Raw genomic sequence first — 15,525 nt, forward strand, 5'->3', positions numbered from 1 at the left:
TGTGTACCTATTCTAGCGAGTGAGGTACTTTACAGGTCTGTGTAGTGGAGGTGGATCATGCGACGACCGATACAGCGCCTCGGCCGGGTCGTTCCGGAATGGGTTCGTGATTTCGCGCGGGGCGTGCACATGGCGAACGGAATCCGGCACGGAGTGCCGGCCGGGAGCGGTTCCCGCCGCGGTCCGCGGTGGGCGGGCGGAAGCGCGCCGGAGCGGTCGGTGGAACGGACTTCCGGGGGTGTCCGGCGGTGTGGGGGTGCCGCCGCCGTCGGCGCGGCCCCTGCCTGAGCGGGGCGGTCCGGAAGCCGGAAGAAGCCCGGCCGCCGAGAGTACGGCGACCGGGCTTCTGTGGGGCGGGATCGACCCCTTCGGATGTACTACTTGTGGGGCACCCCGGTGACCAGACCGCCGTCGACCACGAACTCGCTGCCGGTGGAATAGGACGATTCGTCGCTGGCCAGGAAGAGGATGAAGGTCGCCACCTCTTCCGGCGCGGCGGGGCGGCCCATCGGAATGGTCACCAGATCGTCGGGAATGCCCTCGGTCATCGGCGTGCGGATGAGGCCCGGATGGACCGAGTTCACCCGGATTCCGTGCGGGGCCAGTTCCAGCGCGGCGGATTTCGCCAGGCCGCGCACGCCCCATTTCGAGGCGACGTAGCCGTGCGCGAACGGGGCGCCCCGCAGGCCCTCGATCGACGAGACATTGATGATCGACCCGCCGCCGGCGGCGATCATCGGTTCGACGGCCACCCGCATACCCAGGAAGGTGCCGACGAGGTTGACGTCGAGTACGGCGCGGAACTTCTCGAGCGAGAGTTTCTGCAGCGGCGCGCCGTTGACGATGCCCGCGTTGTTCACCAGGACGTCGAGTTTCCCGAACTCCCCGGTGGCGGTGGCGACGGCGGCCTCCCACTGGTCGGGCTGGGTCACGTCCAGCGGCACGTAGCGGGCGGCGCTGCCGAGTTCATCGGCGAGTGCCTTGCCCTCGTCGTGGAGCACATCGCCGATGACCACTTTCGCGCCCTCGGCCACCAGCAGTTTCGCATCGGCGGCGCCCATGCCCCGCGCGCCGCCGCTGATGAGGGCAACTTTGCCGTCTACACGTCCCATGGCGGTGACGCTACCATGAAACTGGAACACGTTCTAGACACTGTTCCGGAAGAGTGCTCGGTGCCGGAAGGTGGCGGCGGAACAGGGTTTTCGCCGCTCCCGGCCTTTACCTAGGAGAATCATGGTCCAACGCGTCGTCCTCGTCGGCACCGGTAATGCCGGACGGATCGCCCTGACCCAGCTGATCGGCGACCCCAGGTTCGAACTGGTGGGGGTGGGCGTATCCACCCCGGAGAAGGTCGGCGTGGACGCCGGTGAACTGGCCGGGCTCTCCGTCACCACCGGGATCACCGCTGTCGGCGATCTCGATGCGCTGCTGGCCACGAAACCGGACTGCGTCGTGTACTGCGCGATGGGCGATACCCGGCTGATGGAGGCGATGGGCGATATCCAGCGCTTCCTGGAGGCCGGGGTGAACGTCGTCGGCACCGCGCCCGGCCTGCTCATGTACCCGTGGGGGACGCTGCCGTCGAAACTGTTCGCCCGGGTGGAGGCAGCCGCCACGGCCGGTAACGCGAGCCTGTTCGTCAACGGTGTCGATCCCGGCTTCGTCAACGATCTGATCCCCTTCGCCCTGGCCTCGACCTGTCAGCGCGTCGAACAGGTGCGATGCCTGGAGATCGCCGACTACGCGACCTACGACGGGTCCACCGTCATGTTCGATGTGATGGGGTTCGGGCTACCGCTCGACCAGACGCCCATGCTGCTGCAGCCCGGCGTCCTGGGGATCGCGTGGGGGCCCGGGATGCGGGCGCTGGCGGCCGGGCTGGGGGTCGAGATCGACGAGATCACCGAGACCTGCGAACGTGAACCGGCTCCGGAGAGCTTCGAGATCGCGGTCGGGGAGGTGCCCAAGGGCAGCCAGGCGGCGCTGCGCTTCGAGATCACCGGTCATGTGGCCGGGCGGCCGGCGATCGTGGTGGAACACATCACCCGCCTGCGCGACGATCTGCGGCCCGACTGGCCGCGACCGGCGCAGGCCGGGGGCTCCTACCGGGTGGAGATCACCGGGGAGCCGTCCTACGCCGTGGATATCTGCCCCACCAGCCGCAACGGCGATCACAACTACGCCGCGATCCTGGCCGGAGTGGGCCGGGTGGTCAATGCCATACCTGCCGTGATCGCGGCCGAACCCGGTATCCGCACCACCGCTGACCTGCCGATGTACACCGGGCCCGGGCTCACCCTCGCGGACTGACCGCGGCGCATCCGCCCGCGGATTCGGCGCCGGTCGCAGGCCGCGCCTAAGCTCGGATGGCGGAGCGGCCGAGCCTCGGCTCGGCGCCGATACCAGGGAAGGTTGCGCTGAATGTATGAGCCCGACCGGTCCGGCCACCGTGAGCCGAACCTGTCCGAACTACGCGAGCGCGCCGCGCACGGTGACTCCGATGCCGTCGCGCAGTTGCTCGATATCGGGGACGAACGCACCGATGCCGTGGACCTGAGCGATTTCGATCTCGGAACCGAGGAGGCGGCGGCCGCCGATACCGAACGGTAGCCGTAGGGTGGACGGCCATGGGAACCGCTCCGGCCGTCACACCGGAACGAACGTCTGTCCCCGGAACCGGGTCCGCGGCGCGTGCCGGCCGGCTCGGTGAGCTGACGCGCAGGTGGGCGGATCACCCGGGGCGCGCCGTCCTCGTGATCGCGCTGGCCGCGATCGCCGCGCAACTCGTCGTCCGCGGGCTGGTACTCGCGAACGGGTACTTCTACTGGGACGATCTGATACTGGCCGGCCGCGCCGGGACCCTGCCGCTGTACGCTCCGGAGCTGCTCCTGCACGAGCACGACGGGCATTTCATGCCGCTGGCCTTCGCGGTGTCCTGGCTGGTCACCGCGGTCGCGCCGCTGGAATGGGGGATGGCGGCGGCGGTGACGCTGCTCATGCAGGCGGCGGCGTCACTGGCGGTTCTGCGGTTGTTGCTGACGCTGCTGGGACCACGCCGGGCGCTGATCGTCCCGCTGATCTTCTATCTCTTCGGTCCGCTCACCCTGCCCGCCTTCGCGTGGTGGTCGGCGGCCCTCAATGCCCTGCCGCTGCAGTTCGCTCTCGCCTGGGTGGCCGCCGACGCACTGCGCCTGGATCGCACCGGTGCGCGCCGATACGCGGTCTCGGGAATCCTCGTCTCGGCCGTGGCCCTGCTGTTCTTCGAGAAGGCGGTGGTGGTGCCGTTCGTGGCCTTCGCCGTCGTCGTGCTGTGCCGGTACGTGGACGGGCGCGGCCCCGGATTCGGGGCGGTGCTGCGGCGCGGGGCGGTGCTGTGGGCCGGTGCGGGCGTCGTCCTGGCCGGTTGGGCGGTGACCTACTACGCCGTGGTCGGCCTCACCCACGGGGAGGGCGGTTCGGCCGATATCGCCTCCATGCTGCCGCGAGCGGCCTGGGCGGGAGTCGTGACCGCCCTGCTCGGCGGACCGTGGGGCTGGGAGCGCTGGGTCCCCTCGGCGCCGTGGGCGGTCGCGCCGGACCTGACCGTGTGGGTGGCGTGGGCGCTGTTGGCGGTGGCGGTGGTGCTCACCGTCCGCGCGCGCCGTGTGGTCTGGCCGGTGTGGGTGGCGGCGGCGGTGTATCTGCCCGCCGTGCAGATCCCGGTGGTGCTGATGCGGGCCGGGCCGAACACGGTCGACGAACTCATGATGTCGCTGCGCTACCTCGCCGACGCCTCGGTGGTGCTCACCGCGGCCGGAGCGCTGATACTGCGCGCTTTCGCGGCCCCGGGCACGACGGGCCGGGACGCGGAGGAGGTGTCGGGGTCCGGGAGCGCGGGGCCGCCGGAGCGCGAGGGCGCCGTGCCGGTGGCCGACGCCCCGGCGCGGCGTGGGCGGGGGCCGGTTTCCGTGGCCGTGGTGGCGGTGGTGTTCGTGGTCAGCAGTCTGTGGTCGACCTGGTCGTTCACCCGGATCTGGTCGGAGAATCCGACGAGAACCTATCTCACGAACGCGACAGCGGAATTCGCACACTGGGACGGCACGCCCCTGCTGGCACAGGAGGTGCCGTGGACCGTGCTGAACCCCACCGCCTATCCCGACAACGAGGCGAGCCGGGTGCTCTCGCCGGTGGCGCCGCCGGGGGCATTCGCCGAGGCGACCGACCATCTCCGGATGATCACCGACACCGGCCGATTCGCCGAGGCGCGGGTCTGGTGGAACCGCGGGATCCGGCCCGGGCCGGATCCCGGCTGCGGGTACCGGATCTCCGGTGGTACGCCGGTGCGCCTCGCGCTGGACGGTCCGATGATCGCCCACGAATGGACCGCGCAACTCAACTACTTCGCCGACCGGGACGGGGAGATCGCGGTCGGCTTCGACAGCGGGCACAAGGCCGCGGTGCCGCTGCGGGCCGGTCTGAACACGGTGTACGCGCGGATCGTCGGCAGCGGTTCGGAGTTGCTGGTGGACAACCGCACTCCGGGTCTGCAGGCGTGTATCGGCACCGGTCCGGTCGGTGTCGCCTCCCACGACTGAAGCGACCCGGACGTCCCGGAAGGGCGCTTCCCAGATGCGGTGATACGCCGGGCGCGACGGCGGTGGTTACCTGTCACGGTGTCGAGGTGGTGTCCGGGTCCGCGCCACGAGACCGCCGCGGCGCCGGTGCCGGTCCCCGAATCCGGCGTGATGGATGGGTGTGGCGGCCGGTGCTCCCGGCGGGAACGGTGAGGCGGTGCCGATGTCCGAAGACTATTCCGGTGGTGCGTATCCCGCCGAGGGCGCGACCGTGGATTCGGTGACCGGACAGCTCGCGGCCCGGCTGGGAGTGGCCGGCGAGAGCGCCGGAGAAGTGTTGCGGCGCAAGGTCCGGGGCGCGGCCGGGGGAGCCGAGACGATCGCGCTGCTGGTGGAATCCGACGCCGACGGCGCCCGCCGGATCGAGAGCACCGGCGGCGATGCCCGGGCGGACTATGTCGCCGGAACCCTCGGCGCCGATCACCCGGGCTCCGGGGACCGGGCTCCTCGCGAGCCGGTGACCGACTCCGCCCCGCCTCCGGGTCCGGAGCCGGCCTCCGCGGGCGGGTCCGAGGTGTCCGCGACCGGTCCGGCGCCCGGCGATCCGCCCCCGTCCGCGCCGCCACCCGAAGTCACCCATGAAGGCGGAGTGGACAAGCCGGCGGCGACGGGTGCGGGTCCCGATGAACCCGGACCCGCGCCGGCGACCCCCGAATCCCCGGCCCCGCCGTCGCCCGAGGCCGCCGGCACCCCGGCCGCGCCGTTGCCCGAGGCCGCCGCGCCGGCGACGACTCCGCCGGGTTCTTCCGCGGCTCCGGCACCCCCGCCCGGCCCAGGATTGCCGGCGGATCCACCCCCGCCACCCGATACCCCGCACCCGGACCTCTCCGACTCCCGGGTGTCCGATTCGAGCGCGGGGTCCGCGGTGGCCGGCCAGACCCCGTGGACGGCCGGTCAGATGCTCGCCGGCGCCGACCCGAGCGCCGGGCAGCCCTCCGGTTCTACGCCGTGGAACGCCGGTGCCGGCTCATCCGGTTCCGGTATGCCCTATCTCCCCGGTATGCCGGGCGGGCTGGGTTCGCTGACCCCGCAGGAACGGCCGCCACGGGGCAGCGCGCCCTGGTCGCGGGGACGTGCCGAGCGGAATCCGGAGGGCACCGTATTCCCGCGGCCACGGGCCGAGGAACGGGCGGGCCGGCCCGATTGACGACCCATGGCCGCTCCGGCTCGCGTCAGGGCTGCCCCGGAAACGCGACGGTGGCCGGCTGGGTGCCGCGCACGGACTGCCAGGCCGCGCGCCGCCCCGCGCTCTCGGTGAGTGCGTCGACCGCGATCCGGCGGGTGGCCTCCCGCTCGGCCCGCTCGACCACCGCGCGCCACGCCACCGTGCCGTCGGTCTCGACGATGACGGCCAGGCGCGCGGCCGAATCGGAATCGGTGACCTCCAGCGGCGCGGTGTAGGCGGGTTCCGGCGGCGGAGCGGTACCGCCGGAGGCGGTGAGCGCGTCGGCCGTCGCGTCCCGCCGGGCGCGATGCGCCGCGGTGTGCTGGGAAACGAGCCGGCGCAGCTCGGGGCCGGTGTGGGCGGCGATCACGCCGTAGGCGTACACCGCCGCGTATTCGGCGGTCAGGGCGTCGGTCAGCGCCTGTCGTTCGGTGCTCATACCAGCAGCACCCCCACCTGCACCGCGCACGCGGCGCTGATCGAGGCGAGCAGGCCCGCGCGGTAGCCGGACTGCGTGACGGCCAGGTCCGCGGCCGCCCGCTGCGACGAGCCGAGCTGATCGCGTAGAGCGTCGATACTCGGCGGGGCGGCCGGGGCCGGGGTGGTCGTGGGCGCGGGGGTCTGCACCAGCGGTGTGGTGCCGTCGCCGTAGACCCCGATGGCCCGGTCGATCTCGGTGCGCAGCGCGTCGGCGTGCGCCGTGCGTTCCGCGGCGATCGTGGTCAGGGCGGGCCCGCGCGCGGGGTCGATGGTGATCGCGGCGGTGGCCGCCGCGGCATCCGACCGTGCCGAGTACTCCTGGGCGGCCAGGACATCCGGTTCGGTGATCGGGTCCTCGGCGCAGGCGGCGAGCGCGGGGATCGCCAGCAGTCCCATCGCGCCGCCGCCCGCGACGCGCAGCGCCGCACGACGGTTCAGGCGGTGGGGACGGGAAATGTCTCGGTCGGGCAGGGGGTCGCGGGAACACCCGGCCGCGGGCCGGTGGGTAACGCGCTCGGTCACCGGGACATCGTGCCAGATTCCCGGTCCCGCCCCGGTACGGGCACCGTTCGCGGGAACTTACCGCCGACCGCTGGACGTTTACCTCCTCGCCGCGCGTTAGGCTTGGTCACCGGCACCGATTATTTCCGTCCGCGTAACAACTGAACCAGGAGCTGCCCATATGCCGATGCCGACCGAGGAGAGGGTGAGCCGGCTCGTCGCCGGACTCGTCGCCGGTCGAGGATTCGATCTCGAGGGTGTCGAGGTTTCCACCGCGGCGGGGCAGACCCGGGTGCGGGTGATCGTGGACAGCGATGAGACCGCGGACCTGGACAGTATCGCCGAGCTGAGTTCGCAGGTGTCGGAATGCCTGGACGACGCGGACGACGAATTCGGTGCCACCCGGTACCTGCTCGAGGTGACGACCCCCGGAACCGACCGTCCGCTCACCGCGGACCGGCACTGGCGGCGGGCCCGCGGCCGCAAGGTCAAGATCACGCCGCGCGCGGGTGTCGCGCCGCCCGAACCCGGCCTGCCGACGCCGTATGAGGCACGCGTCGGCGTACTCGAGGGGGAGCGGATCACGCTGGTGCTCGGCGGTAAACGCGCGCCGCACCCGGTCGCCGTCGCCCTGCGGGATATCGACCGCGCCGTGGTCGAGGTGGAGTTCTCCCCGCCCGGCGCCCGTGAACTCGAACTCTCCGGAGGGGTTGCCCCCGGACGCCCACCCGCGGGAGCGGACGCCCCCGGCGCCGCCGAACCCACCGGAACCACCGTCGCCGCGTCCGATTCGACCGAAGGGACCATGGAATGAACATCGAAATCGAAGCCCTGCGCGCTATCGTCGCGGATAAAGGGATCTCGATCGAGACCGTGATCTCCGCAATCGAATCCGCGCTGCTCACCGCCTACAAGCACACCGACGGCCATCAGCCCAACGCCCGGGTCGAAATCGATCAGCGCACCGGTGTGGTGCGGGTGATGGCCACCGAACTCGACGCCGAGGGCGCGGTGGTCTCCGAATGGGACGACACCCCGGAGGGCTTCGGCCGGATCGCCGCCACCACCGCCCGCCAGGTGGTGCTGCAGCGGCTGCGCGACGCGGAGAACGAGAAATCCTTCGGTGAGTTCTCGACCCACGAGGGCGATATCGTCGGCGGCGTGGTGCAGCGCGACGCGCGCGCCAACGCCCGGGGCACCGTGGTGGTGCGGATCGGCAGCGAACTGCACGGCGCCGAGGGGCTGATCCCGTCGGCGGAGCAGGTGCCGGGGGAGAACTACGAACACGGCGACCGGATCAAGTGTTACGTGGTCGGGGTCTCCCGGGGGCAGCGCGGTCCGCAGATCACCCTGTCGCGTACCCATCCCAATCTGGTGCGCCGGCTGTTCGCCCTCGAGGTCCCCGAGATCGCGGACGGTTCGGTGGAGATCGTGGCGGTCGCCCGCGAGGCCGGGCACCGCTCCAAGATCGCGGTGCGGTCCACCGTGCCCGGGGTCAACGCGAAGGGCGCCTGTATCGGCCCGATGGGGCAGCGGGTGCGCAATGTGATGAGCGAGCTGGCCGGCGAGAAGATCGACATCATCGACTACGCCGACGATCCGGCGACCTTCGTGGGCAATGCCCTGTCGCCGTCGAAGGTGGTATCGGTCACAGTGGTGGATCCGGACGCGCGCGCGGCCCGGGTGATCGTGCCCGATTTTCAGCTCTCGCTGGCCATCGGCAAGGAGGGGCAGAACGCGCGCCTCGCGGCCCGGCTGACCGGCTGGCGCATCGATATCCGCAGCGACGCCGCGCCCGATGCCGGGGGCCCGGTCCGGACGGAGGTGCACCGCCGTTGAGCCGTGTCCCGTTTCCGGTCCGCGCCGCCGCGTCGCCCCGCGACCAGCGAACACGCCGCGCCGACTCGGCTCCGGCGCCGTCATCGGGGGCGGGGTTGGAGCGCACCGAGCGGTCAGCGGTAGAGTGGTGTGAGGTTCGGTACGAGTCTTCGGTCACCGGACACGATCGCGGTGGTGAATCCGCGGCGCCGCGGCGCCGGGTGATGCCACTGCGGACGTGTGTCGGATGCCGGAAACGAGAACCGGCCACCGAACTGCTGCGGATCGTGGCGTGCGGGCGAACCACCGGTGACGGTGCGGACGCCGTAGCGATCGTTCCCGACCCGCGGCGCAGACTTCCCGGACGGGGTGCCTGGCTGCACCCCCTATCGGCTTGTCTGCGCACTGCGGTCCGGCGCCGAGCGATCGGCAGAGCACTACGAGTGTCCGGACATCTGGATATCTCAGCCGTGGAGCAACACCTCGAGAACAGGCACGAGCACTCATGAGCACACCGTGAAGTACCAACGATGAACGTCCATCGGAGTTAACCCGAGGTCGTGCGGGTCCCCGTCAGCAGACGGGAGGCACTGCTCGACCTCTCAGTGAGGAGAGCAGTGGCAGGCAAGGCCCGCGTGCACGAGTTGGCCAAAGAACTCGGTGTCACGAGCAAAGAACTACTCGCGAAGCTCAAGGAGCAGGGCGAGTTCGTGAAGTCGGCTTCGTCGACGGTGGAGGCACCCGTCGCGCGCCGGCTCCGCGAATCATTGGCGCCGAAATCCGCGCCGGCGAAATCCGACCGGTCCAACGGCGGTAAACCCGCGGCCCGTCCGGGCCCGGCGACCGCCGCCAAACCCGGCGTCCCGGGGCCGCGTCCCGGCCCCCGTACCCCGGCACCCGCGGAATCCGCTCCGGCCGCCGAGGCCGCCGCACCGGCGTCCGACGTCGCCAAATCCGCCGGTCCGCGCCCGGGTCCCGCGGCGAAGCCCGGTCCGGCCCCGGCCCCGGCCCGGGAAGCGGCGCAGGCGCCCGCGGCCAAACCGGCCACCCCCGGTGCGCGCCCCGGCCCCGGCGCCCCGCGTCCGGGTCAGCCCCGGGCGGGCGCACCCGGCCAGGCTCCGGCCCGTCCCGGTCCCAAGCCCGGTCCCAAGACCCCGCGCGTCGGTAACAACCCCTTCTCGTCGGCGCCCGAGCGTGAGCGGCCGAGCCCGCGCCCGCAGCCCGGCCCCCGTCCGACTCCCGGTCAGGGCGGTCCCCGCCCGGGTCCGGCCCAGGGCGGTCCCCGTCCCGGTCAGGGCGGTGCCCCGCGTCCCGGCCAGAACGCTCCGCGTCCCGGCCCGGGTGGTCCCCGGCCCGCGGCCGCGCAGGGCGGTCCCCGTCCCGGTGGCCCGCGGCCGAGCCCGAACTCGATGCCGCCGCGTCCGACCCCCGGCGCGATGCCGCAGCGTTCGGCCCGTCCGGGCCCGGCCGCCGGTGGCGGTCGTCCGGGTCGTCCCGGTGGCGGTCCCGGTGGCGGCGGTCGTCCCGGTGGCGGCGGTGGCGGCTACCGCGGTGGCGGTGGCGCACCCGCGGGTACCGGAGCTCCCGCCGGTGGCGGCGGTTTCCGGGGTCGTCCCGGTGGCGGCGGTCGTCCGGGTGGTCCCGGTGGCCGCGGTGGCGCGGCCGGTGCGTTCGGTCGTCCCGGTGGTGCGCCCCGGCGTGGTCGCAAGTCGAAGCGGCAGAAGCGCCAGGAATACGATTCGATGCAGGCCCCGTCGGTCGGCGGCGTGCGGCTGCCCCGCGGCAACGGTGAGGTGATCCGCCTCGCCCGTGGCGCGTCGCTGTCCGATTTCGCGGAGAAGATCGACGCGAACCCGGCCGCCTTGGTACAGGCCCTGTTCAACCTGGGTGAAATGGTCACCGCGACCCAGTCGGTCAACGACGAGACCCTGGAGCTGCTCGGCGGCGAGATGAACTACGTCGTGCACGTGGTCAGCCCCGAGGACGAGGACCGTGAGCTGCTGGAATCCTTCGACCTGACCTACGGTGAGGACGAGGGCGGCGAGGAAGACCTCGAACAGCGTCCGCCGGTGGTCACCGTCATGGGCCACGTCGACCACGGTAAGACCCGACTGCTGGACACCATCCGTAAGGCCAACGTCCGCGAGGGCGAGGCCGGCGGTATCACCCAGCACATCGGCGCCTACCAGGTGCCGACGCACCTCGGTGACCAGGAACGCCTGATCACCTTCATCGACACCCCGGGTCACGAGGCGTTCACCGCCATGCGTGCCCGTGGTGCGAAGGCCACCGATATCGCGATCCTGGTGGTCGCCGCCGACGACGGCGTCATGCCGCAGACGGTGGAGGCCATCAACCACGCGCAGGCGGCCGACGTGCCGATCGTGGTGGCGGTCAACAAGATCGACAAGGAAGGCGCGAACCCGGAGAAGATCCGGCAGCAGCTGACCGAATACAACCTGGTGGCCGAGGAGTACGGCGGCGACACCATGTTCGTCGACATCTCCGCCAAACAGGGCACCAATATCGACGCCCTGCTCGAGGCCGTGCTGCTCACCGCGGACGCCGCCCTGGACCTGCGGGCCAATCCGGAGCAGGACGCGCAGGGTGTGGCCATCGAAGCGCATCTGGACCGCGGTCGCGGCCCGGTCGCCACGGTGCTCATCCAGCGCGGCACGCTGCGGGTCGGCGATTCGATCGTGGCGGGCGACGCCTACGGTCGTGTCCGCCGGATGGTCGACGAGCACGGCGCCGATGTCGAGGCGGCACTGCCGTCGCGGCCGGTGCAGGTGATCGGTTTCACCTCGGTACCCGGTGCCGGTGACAACCTGCTCGTGGTCGACGAGGACCGGATCGCCCGTCAGATCGCAGACCGGCGCAACGCGCGCAAGCGCAACGCGCTGGCCGCGCGCAGCCGGAAGCGGATCAGCCTGGAAGATCTGGATGCCGCGCTCAAGGAGACCAGCGAACTCAACCTGATCCTCAAGGGCGACAACTCCGGTACCGTCGAGGCGCTGGAAGAGGCCCTGCTCGGAATCCAGGTCGACGACGAGGTGCGCCTGCGGGTCATCGACCGCGGTGTCGGTGGTGTCACCGAGACCAACGTCAACCTGGCCTCGGCCTCGAACGCGATCATCATCGGGTTCAACGTCCGCGCGGAGGGCAAGGCGACCGAGCTGGCCAACCGCGAAGGCGTGGACATCCGGTACTACTCGGTGATCTACCAGGCCATCGACGAGATCGAGAGCGCGCTCAAGGGCATGCTCAAGCCGGTCTACGAAGAGGTGGAGCTGGGCCGCGCCGAGATCCGGGCGATCTTCCGTTCGTCGAAGATCGGTCTCATCGCCGGTTGCATGGTGACCTCGGGCATCGTCAAACGCAATGCCAAGGCCCGCCTGCTGCGCGACAACGTGGTGGTCGCCGAATCCACGACGATCAACTCGCTGCGCCGGGAGAAGGACGACGCCACCGAGGTCCGCGAAGGCTTCGAATGCGGTATGACGCTGACCTACTCCGATATCAAGGAAGGCGACATCATCGAGGCCTACGAGTTGCGCGAGAAGCCGCGCGACTGATTCGTGCCCGGGCCGGGCGGATCACCGCCCGGCCCGATCAACGGTTCCGGGACGACCGGCCCCGGGTCGCCGTCAGCGGCGGCCCGGCCGGATCGTGCCGCCGTGCCAACTGGGAGGTTGCGTGTACCTGGGTGCACTCGAATTCGACATCCTGCTGGGTGACGTGCACTCGTTGAAGGAGAAGCGCTCGGTGATCAAGCCGATCCTGGCCGAACTCCAGCGCTTCGGGGTGAGCACCGCCGAGGCGGGTGATCACGACCGCTACCGCCGCACGCTGCTGGGTGTGGCCATGGTGTCGGCCGGAATGGACCATCTGACCACCGTGCTCGATCGATGCGAACGGCACGTCGCCGCGCGTCCGGAGTTACAGTTGCTGGCAGTACGCCGGCGCGTCTTCGGACCCGAGGACTGACCGGCCGCGAGTGATATCAGCGGTGGCCCGGTTCGCACTGCGCATGGATTCCGTGAACCGCCCACCGTCGCTGAACAGGGAAAGGAGCGGCCATGGTGGATCAAGCCAGGGCACGCCGGCTCGCCAAACGAATCTCGGCGATCGTGGCCACCGCGATCGAATACGAGATCAAGGATCCGCGGTTGCGTTTCGTCACCGTCACCGATGCGAAGGTGACCGGCGATCTGCACGACGCGACCATCTACTACACGGTGATGGGGGAAACCGTCGAAGCGGACCCCGACTACGCCGCCGCGGCCGCCGGTCTGGAGAAGGCCAAGGGGGTACTGCGGTCGAAGGTCGGGGCCGGGACGGGTGTGAAGTTCACCCCCACGCTGTCCTTCGTCCTCGATACCGTGCCCGACGCGGCCCGTCAGATGGAGGATCTGCTGGCCCGGGCCCGGGCCGCCGACGACGAGGTCGCCCGGGTGGCCGCCACCGCCACTCCGGCGGGCGAGGCGGATCCGTACAAGACCCGCGACGAAGACGACTGAGCCGCGGCCGCTATGACCACAACCGGTGCCGCGGTGGAGTACACCTCGGCTGTACGGGCGCTCGACGCTGCCCGCTCGGTGACCATCCTCTGCCACGTCCAGCCCGACGCCGACACCCTCGGTAGCGGGCTGGCCCTGGCTCAGGTTCTCCACCGGCGCGGCGTTCCGGTGCGGGTGTCGTTCGCCGACCCGGCCGAACCGGCCGCCGGGCTACGCACCTTGCCCGGAACGCACTATCTGGTGCCGCCGGATCGGGTGCCCGCCGAGGTCGATCTGCTGGTGACCGTGGATTGCGGCAGTACCGGCCGGCTGGGCGGGCTCGCCGACCGCCTCGCCGGGGCCGCGACCACTCTCGTGATCGACCACCATCGGTCCAACACCCGGTTCGGTGCGATCAACCTGATCGATCCGGACGCGGTGTCGACCGCCAGCGTGATCACCGCCCTGCTGGACGCGTGGGGGGAACCGATCGACGCCGATATCGCGCACTGCCTGTTCGCGGGCCTGGCCACCGACAGCGGATCCTTCCGCTGGGTCACTCCGGGTACGCACGCGCTGGCCGAGCGGCTGCTGGCCACCGGTATCGACGGCGCCGCCATCACCCGGACCCTGATGGACACCCATCCGTTCGCCTGGCTGCGGATGCTGTCGACGGTGCTGGCGTCGGCCCGGCTGGACCGGGAGGCACACGACGGCACCGGGCTGGTGGCCGCGTTCGTGCTGGCCAGCGATCTGGCCGGAGTGCGCCAGGAAGAGGCGGAAAGCGTCGTCGATATCGTGCGCGCGACCGCGGAGGCGGGTATCGCGGCGGTGTTCAAGGAGGCCAGGCCCACCGACGAGCGCCGGCGCTGGACGGTATCGCTGCGTTCCAAGGACAGCGGTCCGGGCACCGACGACGGCGCCGATGTCGCGGAGGTCGCGACGGGCCTGGGCGGTGGTGGGCATCGCTATGCGGCCGGGTACACCACGTTCGGGGAGCCGGAGGAAATCCTGGCGCAGTTGCGGGCGGCCCTCGGATAGCGTGCCGGCCGGGCGGGAGATCCGGCCGCGGTGGTGAGAACGGAGTGTACGGGGTGCCCACGAAGGTGACGGCGGCGCCGGCGGTCGAGGCGGGTCCGCGCCGGATTCTGGGTATCGCGCTACCGACGCTCGGCGTCCTGGTCGCCGAGCCCATCTATCTGCTGTTCGACCTCGCGGTGGTCGGCCGGCTCGGTGCGCTCGCGCTGGCCGGACTGGCCGTCGGCGGATTGATCCTGGCCCAGGTCAGCTCGCAACTGACGTTCCTCGCCTACGGCACCACCGCGCGTTCGTCGCGCCGCCACGGCGCGGGCGACGATGCGGCCGCGGTCGAGGAGGGGGTGCAGGCGAGCTGGCTCGCGGGCGGGATCGGGATCGTGATCGTCCTGGTCGTGCAGATCGCGGCGGTGCCGATCACGGGTGCGATCGCCGGTGACGCCGAGATCGCGGCGGAGGCGCTGGCCTGGGTCCGGATCGCGCTGTTCGGTGTGCCGTTGATCCTGCTGTCGATGGCGGGTAACGGCTGGATGCGCGGTGTGCAGCAGACGCGGCGGCCGCTGGCCTACGTGGTGGCCGGGCTGGCGCTGTCGGCGGTGCTGTGCCCGCTGCTGGTCCACGGCCTGGCCGGAATGCCGCGGATGGGTCTGCCGGGGTCGGCGGTGGCGAATGTGGTGGGTCAGGCGGTGACCGGGGCGCTCTTCCTGACCGCGCTGGTGCGGGCGCGGGTGCCGCTGGCACCGCGGCTGCCGGTGATGAAGGCGCAACTGGTGCTCGGCCGGGATCTGATCGTGCGCAGTCTCGCCTTCCAGACCTGTTTCGTTTCGGCCGCGGCGGTGGCGTCGCGGTTCGGCGCGCCGTCGGTGGCCGCGCATCAGCTGGTACTGCAGCTGTGGAACTTCCTCACACTCACACTGGATTCGCTGGCCATCGCGGCACAGACGCTGGTGGGAGCGGCGCTGGGCGCTCGCGACGGTACCGGGGCCCGGGCGCTGGCGCGCCGGGTGACGGCGTGGTCGGAGGTTTTCGCGCTGGGGCTGGCCGCGGTGTTCGCGGCCGGTGCGACGGTGATCCCGCCCCTGTTCACCCAGGACGCGGCCGTCCTCGACCGGACCGGGGTCGTGTGGTGGTTCTTCGTCGCGATGATCCCGGTGGCCGGTGTGGTTTTCGCGCTGGACGGGGTTCTGCTCGGCGCCGGTGACGCGGCCTATCTGCGGACCACCACGCTGGGCGCGGCGCTGCTGGGCTTCCTGCCCGCGATCTGGCTCTCGCTGGCCTTCGACTGGGGTATCGGCGGAATCTGGTGCGGGTTGATCGCGTTCATGCTGTTGCGCCTGGCGGCGGTGAGCGGCCGGGCGCTGTCGGGGCGCTGGGTCCGGACCGGGGCCGATATCCCGGCCTGACCGCGCCGGGT

General features: G+C 71.4%; 15 protein-coding genes. 12 read left to right on the plus strand and 3 right to left on the minus strand.

All coding sequences use genetic code 11. From position 1 onward, the window contains the following. Positions 1–377: 377 nt before the first annotated feature. Positions 378–1,112, minus strand: coding sequence for a glucose 1-dehydrogenase (locus ACZ6SF_RS00465; RefSeq protein WP_466059375.1), 735 nt, complete (start codon positions 1,110–1,112; stop codon positions 378–380). Between the two features lie 121 nt (positions 1,113–1,233). Here ACZ6SF_RS00465 and ACZ6SF_RS00470 point away from each other — a divergent pair, with 121 nt between their 5' ends. The 4 genes from ACZ6SF_RS00470 (at position 1,234) to ACZ6SF_RS00485 (ending at position 5,760) form a co-directional block, all read left to right on the plus strand. Then, a complete protein-coding gene (locus ACZ6SF_RS00470) occupies positions 1,234–2,310 on the plus strand; it encodes an NAD(P)H-dependent amine dehydrogenase family protein (protein WP_466059377.1) in 1,077 nt (358 codons plus the stop codon). 111 nt (positions 2,311–2,421) lie between these two features. Next, on the plus strand, positions 2,422–2,610 hold the full coding sequence (locus tag ACZ6SF_RS00475) for a hypothetical protein (protein ID WP_466059379.1): 189 nt from the start codon (positions 2,422–2,424) through the stop codon (positions 2,608–2,610). Between the two features lie 17 nt (positions 2,611–2,627). Further along, the gene (locus ACZ6SF_RS00480) at positions 2,628–4,574 is read left to right on the plus strand and encodes a hypothetical protein (RefSeq protein ID WP_466059381.1); all 1,947 of its coding nucleotides are present in this window, start codon (positions 2,628–2,630) and stop codon (positions 4,572–4,574) included. A 202-nt stretch (positions 4,575–4,776) separates the two neighbouring features. Then, positions 4,777–5,760 (plus strand): hypothetical protein, encoded by a 984-nt coding sequence (locus tag ACZ6SF_RS00485; protein ID WP_466059383.1) that lies wholly within the window; start codon positions 4,777–4,779, stop codon positions 5,758–5,760. 25 nt (positions 5,761–5,785) lie between these two features. Here the strand turns inward: ACZ6SF_RS00485 and ACZ6SF_RS00490 are convergent, their stop codons facing one another. Both ACZ6SF_RS00490 and ACZ6SF_RS00495 read right to left on the minus strand, forming a co-directional pair. Next, the gene (locus tag ACZ6SF_RS00490) at positions 5,786–6,217 is read right to left on the minus strand and encodes a ferritin-like domain-containing protein (RefSeq protein WP_466059385.1); all 432 of its coding nucleotides are present in this window, start codon (positions 6,215–6,217) and stop codon (positions 5,786–5,788) included. Beyond that, entirely contained in the window at positions 6,214–6,780 is a 567-nt protein-coding gene (locus ACZ6SF_RS00495) for a hypothetical protein (RefSeq protein WP_466059386.1), read from the minus strand. The genes ACZ6SF_RS00490 and ACZ6SF_RS00495 overlap by 4 nt, the downstream gene beginning before the upstream one ends. A gap of 160 nt (positions 6,781–6,940) precedes the next feature. On the opposite strand from ACZ6SF_RS00495, the gene rimP reads away from it, so the two are divergent. From rimP to ACZ6SF_RS00535, 8 genes are all read left to right on the plus strand, one after another. Next, positions 6,941–7,573 (plus strand): ribosome maturation factor RimP, encoded by a 633-nt coding sequence (gene rimP / locus ACZ6SF_RS00500; protein ID WP_466059388.1) that lies wholly within the window; start codon positions 6,941–6,943, stop codon positions 7,571–7,573. Beyond that, positions 7,570–8,598 carry a transcription termination factor NusA gene (gene nusA, locus ACZ6SF_RS00505; RefSeq protein ID WP_466059389.1) on the plus strand — a complete coding sequence of 343 codons (1,029 nt, stop codon included), beginning with the start codon at positions 7,570–7,572 and terminating at the stop codon, positions 8,596–8,598. The genes rimP and nusA overlap by 4 nt, the downstream gene beginning before the upstream one ends. A gap of 203 nt (positions 8,599–8,801) precedes the next feature. Beyond that, the gene (locus ACZ6SF_RS00510; RefSeq protein ID WP_466059391.1) at positions 8,802–9,086 is read left to right on the plus strand and encodes a YlxR family protein; all 285 of its coding nucleotides are present in this window, start codon (positions 8,802–8,804) and stop codon (positions 9,084–9,086) included. A 108-nt stretch (positions 9,087–9,194) separates the two neighbouring features. Beyond that, the gene (infB, locus tag ACZ6SF_RS00515; RefSeq protein ID WP_466059393.1) at positions 9,195–12,152 is read left to right on the plus strand and encodes a translation initiation factor IF-2; all 2,958 of its coding nucleotides are present in this window, start codon (positions 9,195–9,197) and stop codon (positions 12,150–12,152) included. 121 nt (positions 12,153–12,273) lie between these two features. Next, complete coding sequence (locus ACZ6SF_RS00520; RefSeq protein WP_449997478.1) at positions 12,274–12,564, plus strand: DUF503 domain-containing protein; 291 nt, start codon at positions 12,274–12,276, stop codon at positions 12,562–12,564. Positions 12,565–12,656: 92 nt separating this feature from the next. After that, the gene (rbfA, locus tag ACZ6SF_RS00525; protein WP_466059395.1) at positions 12,657–13,097 is read left to right on the plus strand and encodes a 30S ribosome-binding factor RbfA; all 441 of its coding nucleotides are present in this window, start codon (positions 12,657–12,659) and stop codon (positions 13,095–13,097) included. Positions 13,098–13,109: 12 nt separating this feature from the next. Then, complete coding sequence (locus ACZ6SF_RS00530) at positions 13,110–14,117, plus strand: DHH family phosphoesterase (RefSeq protein WP_466059397.1); 1,008 nt, start codon at positions 13,110–13,112, stop codon at positions 14,115–14,117. Positions 14,118–14,170: 53 nt separating this feature from the next. Then, positions 14,171–15,514, plus strand: a complete 1,344-nt coding sequence (locus ACZ6SF_RS00535) for an MATE family efflux transporter (protein WP_466059399.1) — start codon at positions 14,171–14,173, stop codon at positions 15,512–15,514. The last annotated feature ends 11 nt before the right edge of the window (positions 15,515–15,525 follow it).

The sequence above is a fragment of the Nocardia sp. NPDC049935 genome (genome assembly GCF_055586645.1).

What these genes read in the sequence shown, in the direction of transcription:
- ACZ6SF_RS00465 (WP_466059375.1), bottom strand. Translation starts at nt 1,112, where the DNA reads ATGGGACGTGTAGACGGCAAAGTTGCCCTCATCAGCGGCGGCGCGCGG.
- ACZ6SF_RS00470 (WP_466059377.1), top strand. Translation starts at nt 1,234, where the DNA reads ATGGTCCAACGCGTCGTCCTCGTCGGCACCGGTAATGCCGGACGGATC.
- ACZ6SF_RS00475 (WP_466059379.1), top strand. Translation starts at nt 2,422, where the DNA reads ATGTATGAGCCCGACCGGTCCGGCCACCGTGAGCCGAACCTGTCCGAA.
- ACZ6SF_RS00480 (WP_466059381.1), top strand. Translation starts at nt 2,628, where the DNA reads ATGGGAACCGCTCCGGCCGTCACACCGGAACGAACGTCTGTCCCCGGA.
- ACZ6SF_RS00485 (WP_466059383.1), top strand. Translation starts at nt 4,777, where the DNA reads ATGTCCGAAGACTATTCCGGTGGTGCGTATCCCGCCGAGGGCGCGACC.
- ACZ6SF_RS00490 (WP_466059385.1), bottom strand. Translation starts at nt 6,217, where the DNA reads ATGAGCACCGAACGACAGGCGCTGACCGACGCCCTGACCGCCGAATAC.
- rimP (WP_466059388.1), top strand. Translation starts at nt 6,941, where the DNA reads ATGCCGATGCCGACCGAGGAGAGGGTGAGCCGGCTCGTCGCCGGACTC.
- nusA (WP_466059389.1), top strand. Translation starts at nt 7,570, where the DNA reads ATGAACATCGAAATCGAAGCCCTGCGCGCTATCGTCGCGGATAAAGGG.
- ACZ6SF_RS00510 (WP_466059391.1), top strand. Translation starts at nt 8,802, where the DNA reads ATGCCACTGCGGACGTGTGTCGGATGCCGGAAACGAGAACCGGCCACC.
- rbfA (WP_466059395.1), top strand. Translation starts at nt 12,657, where the DNA reads ATGGTGGATCAAGCCAGGGCACGCCGGCTCGCCAAACGAATCTCGGCG.
- ACZ6SF_RS00530 (WP_466059397.1), top strand. Translation starts at nt 13,110, where the DNA reads ATGACCACAACCGGTGCCGCGGTGGAGTACACCTCGGCTGTACGGGCG.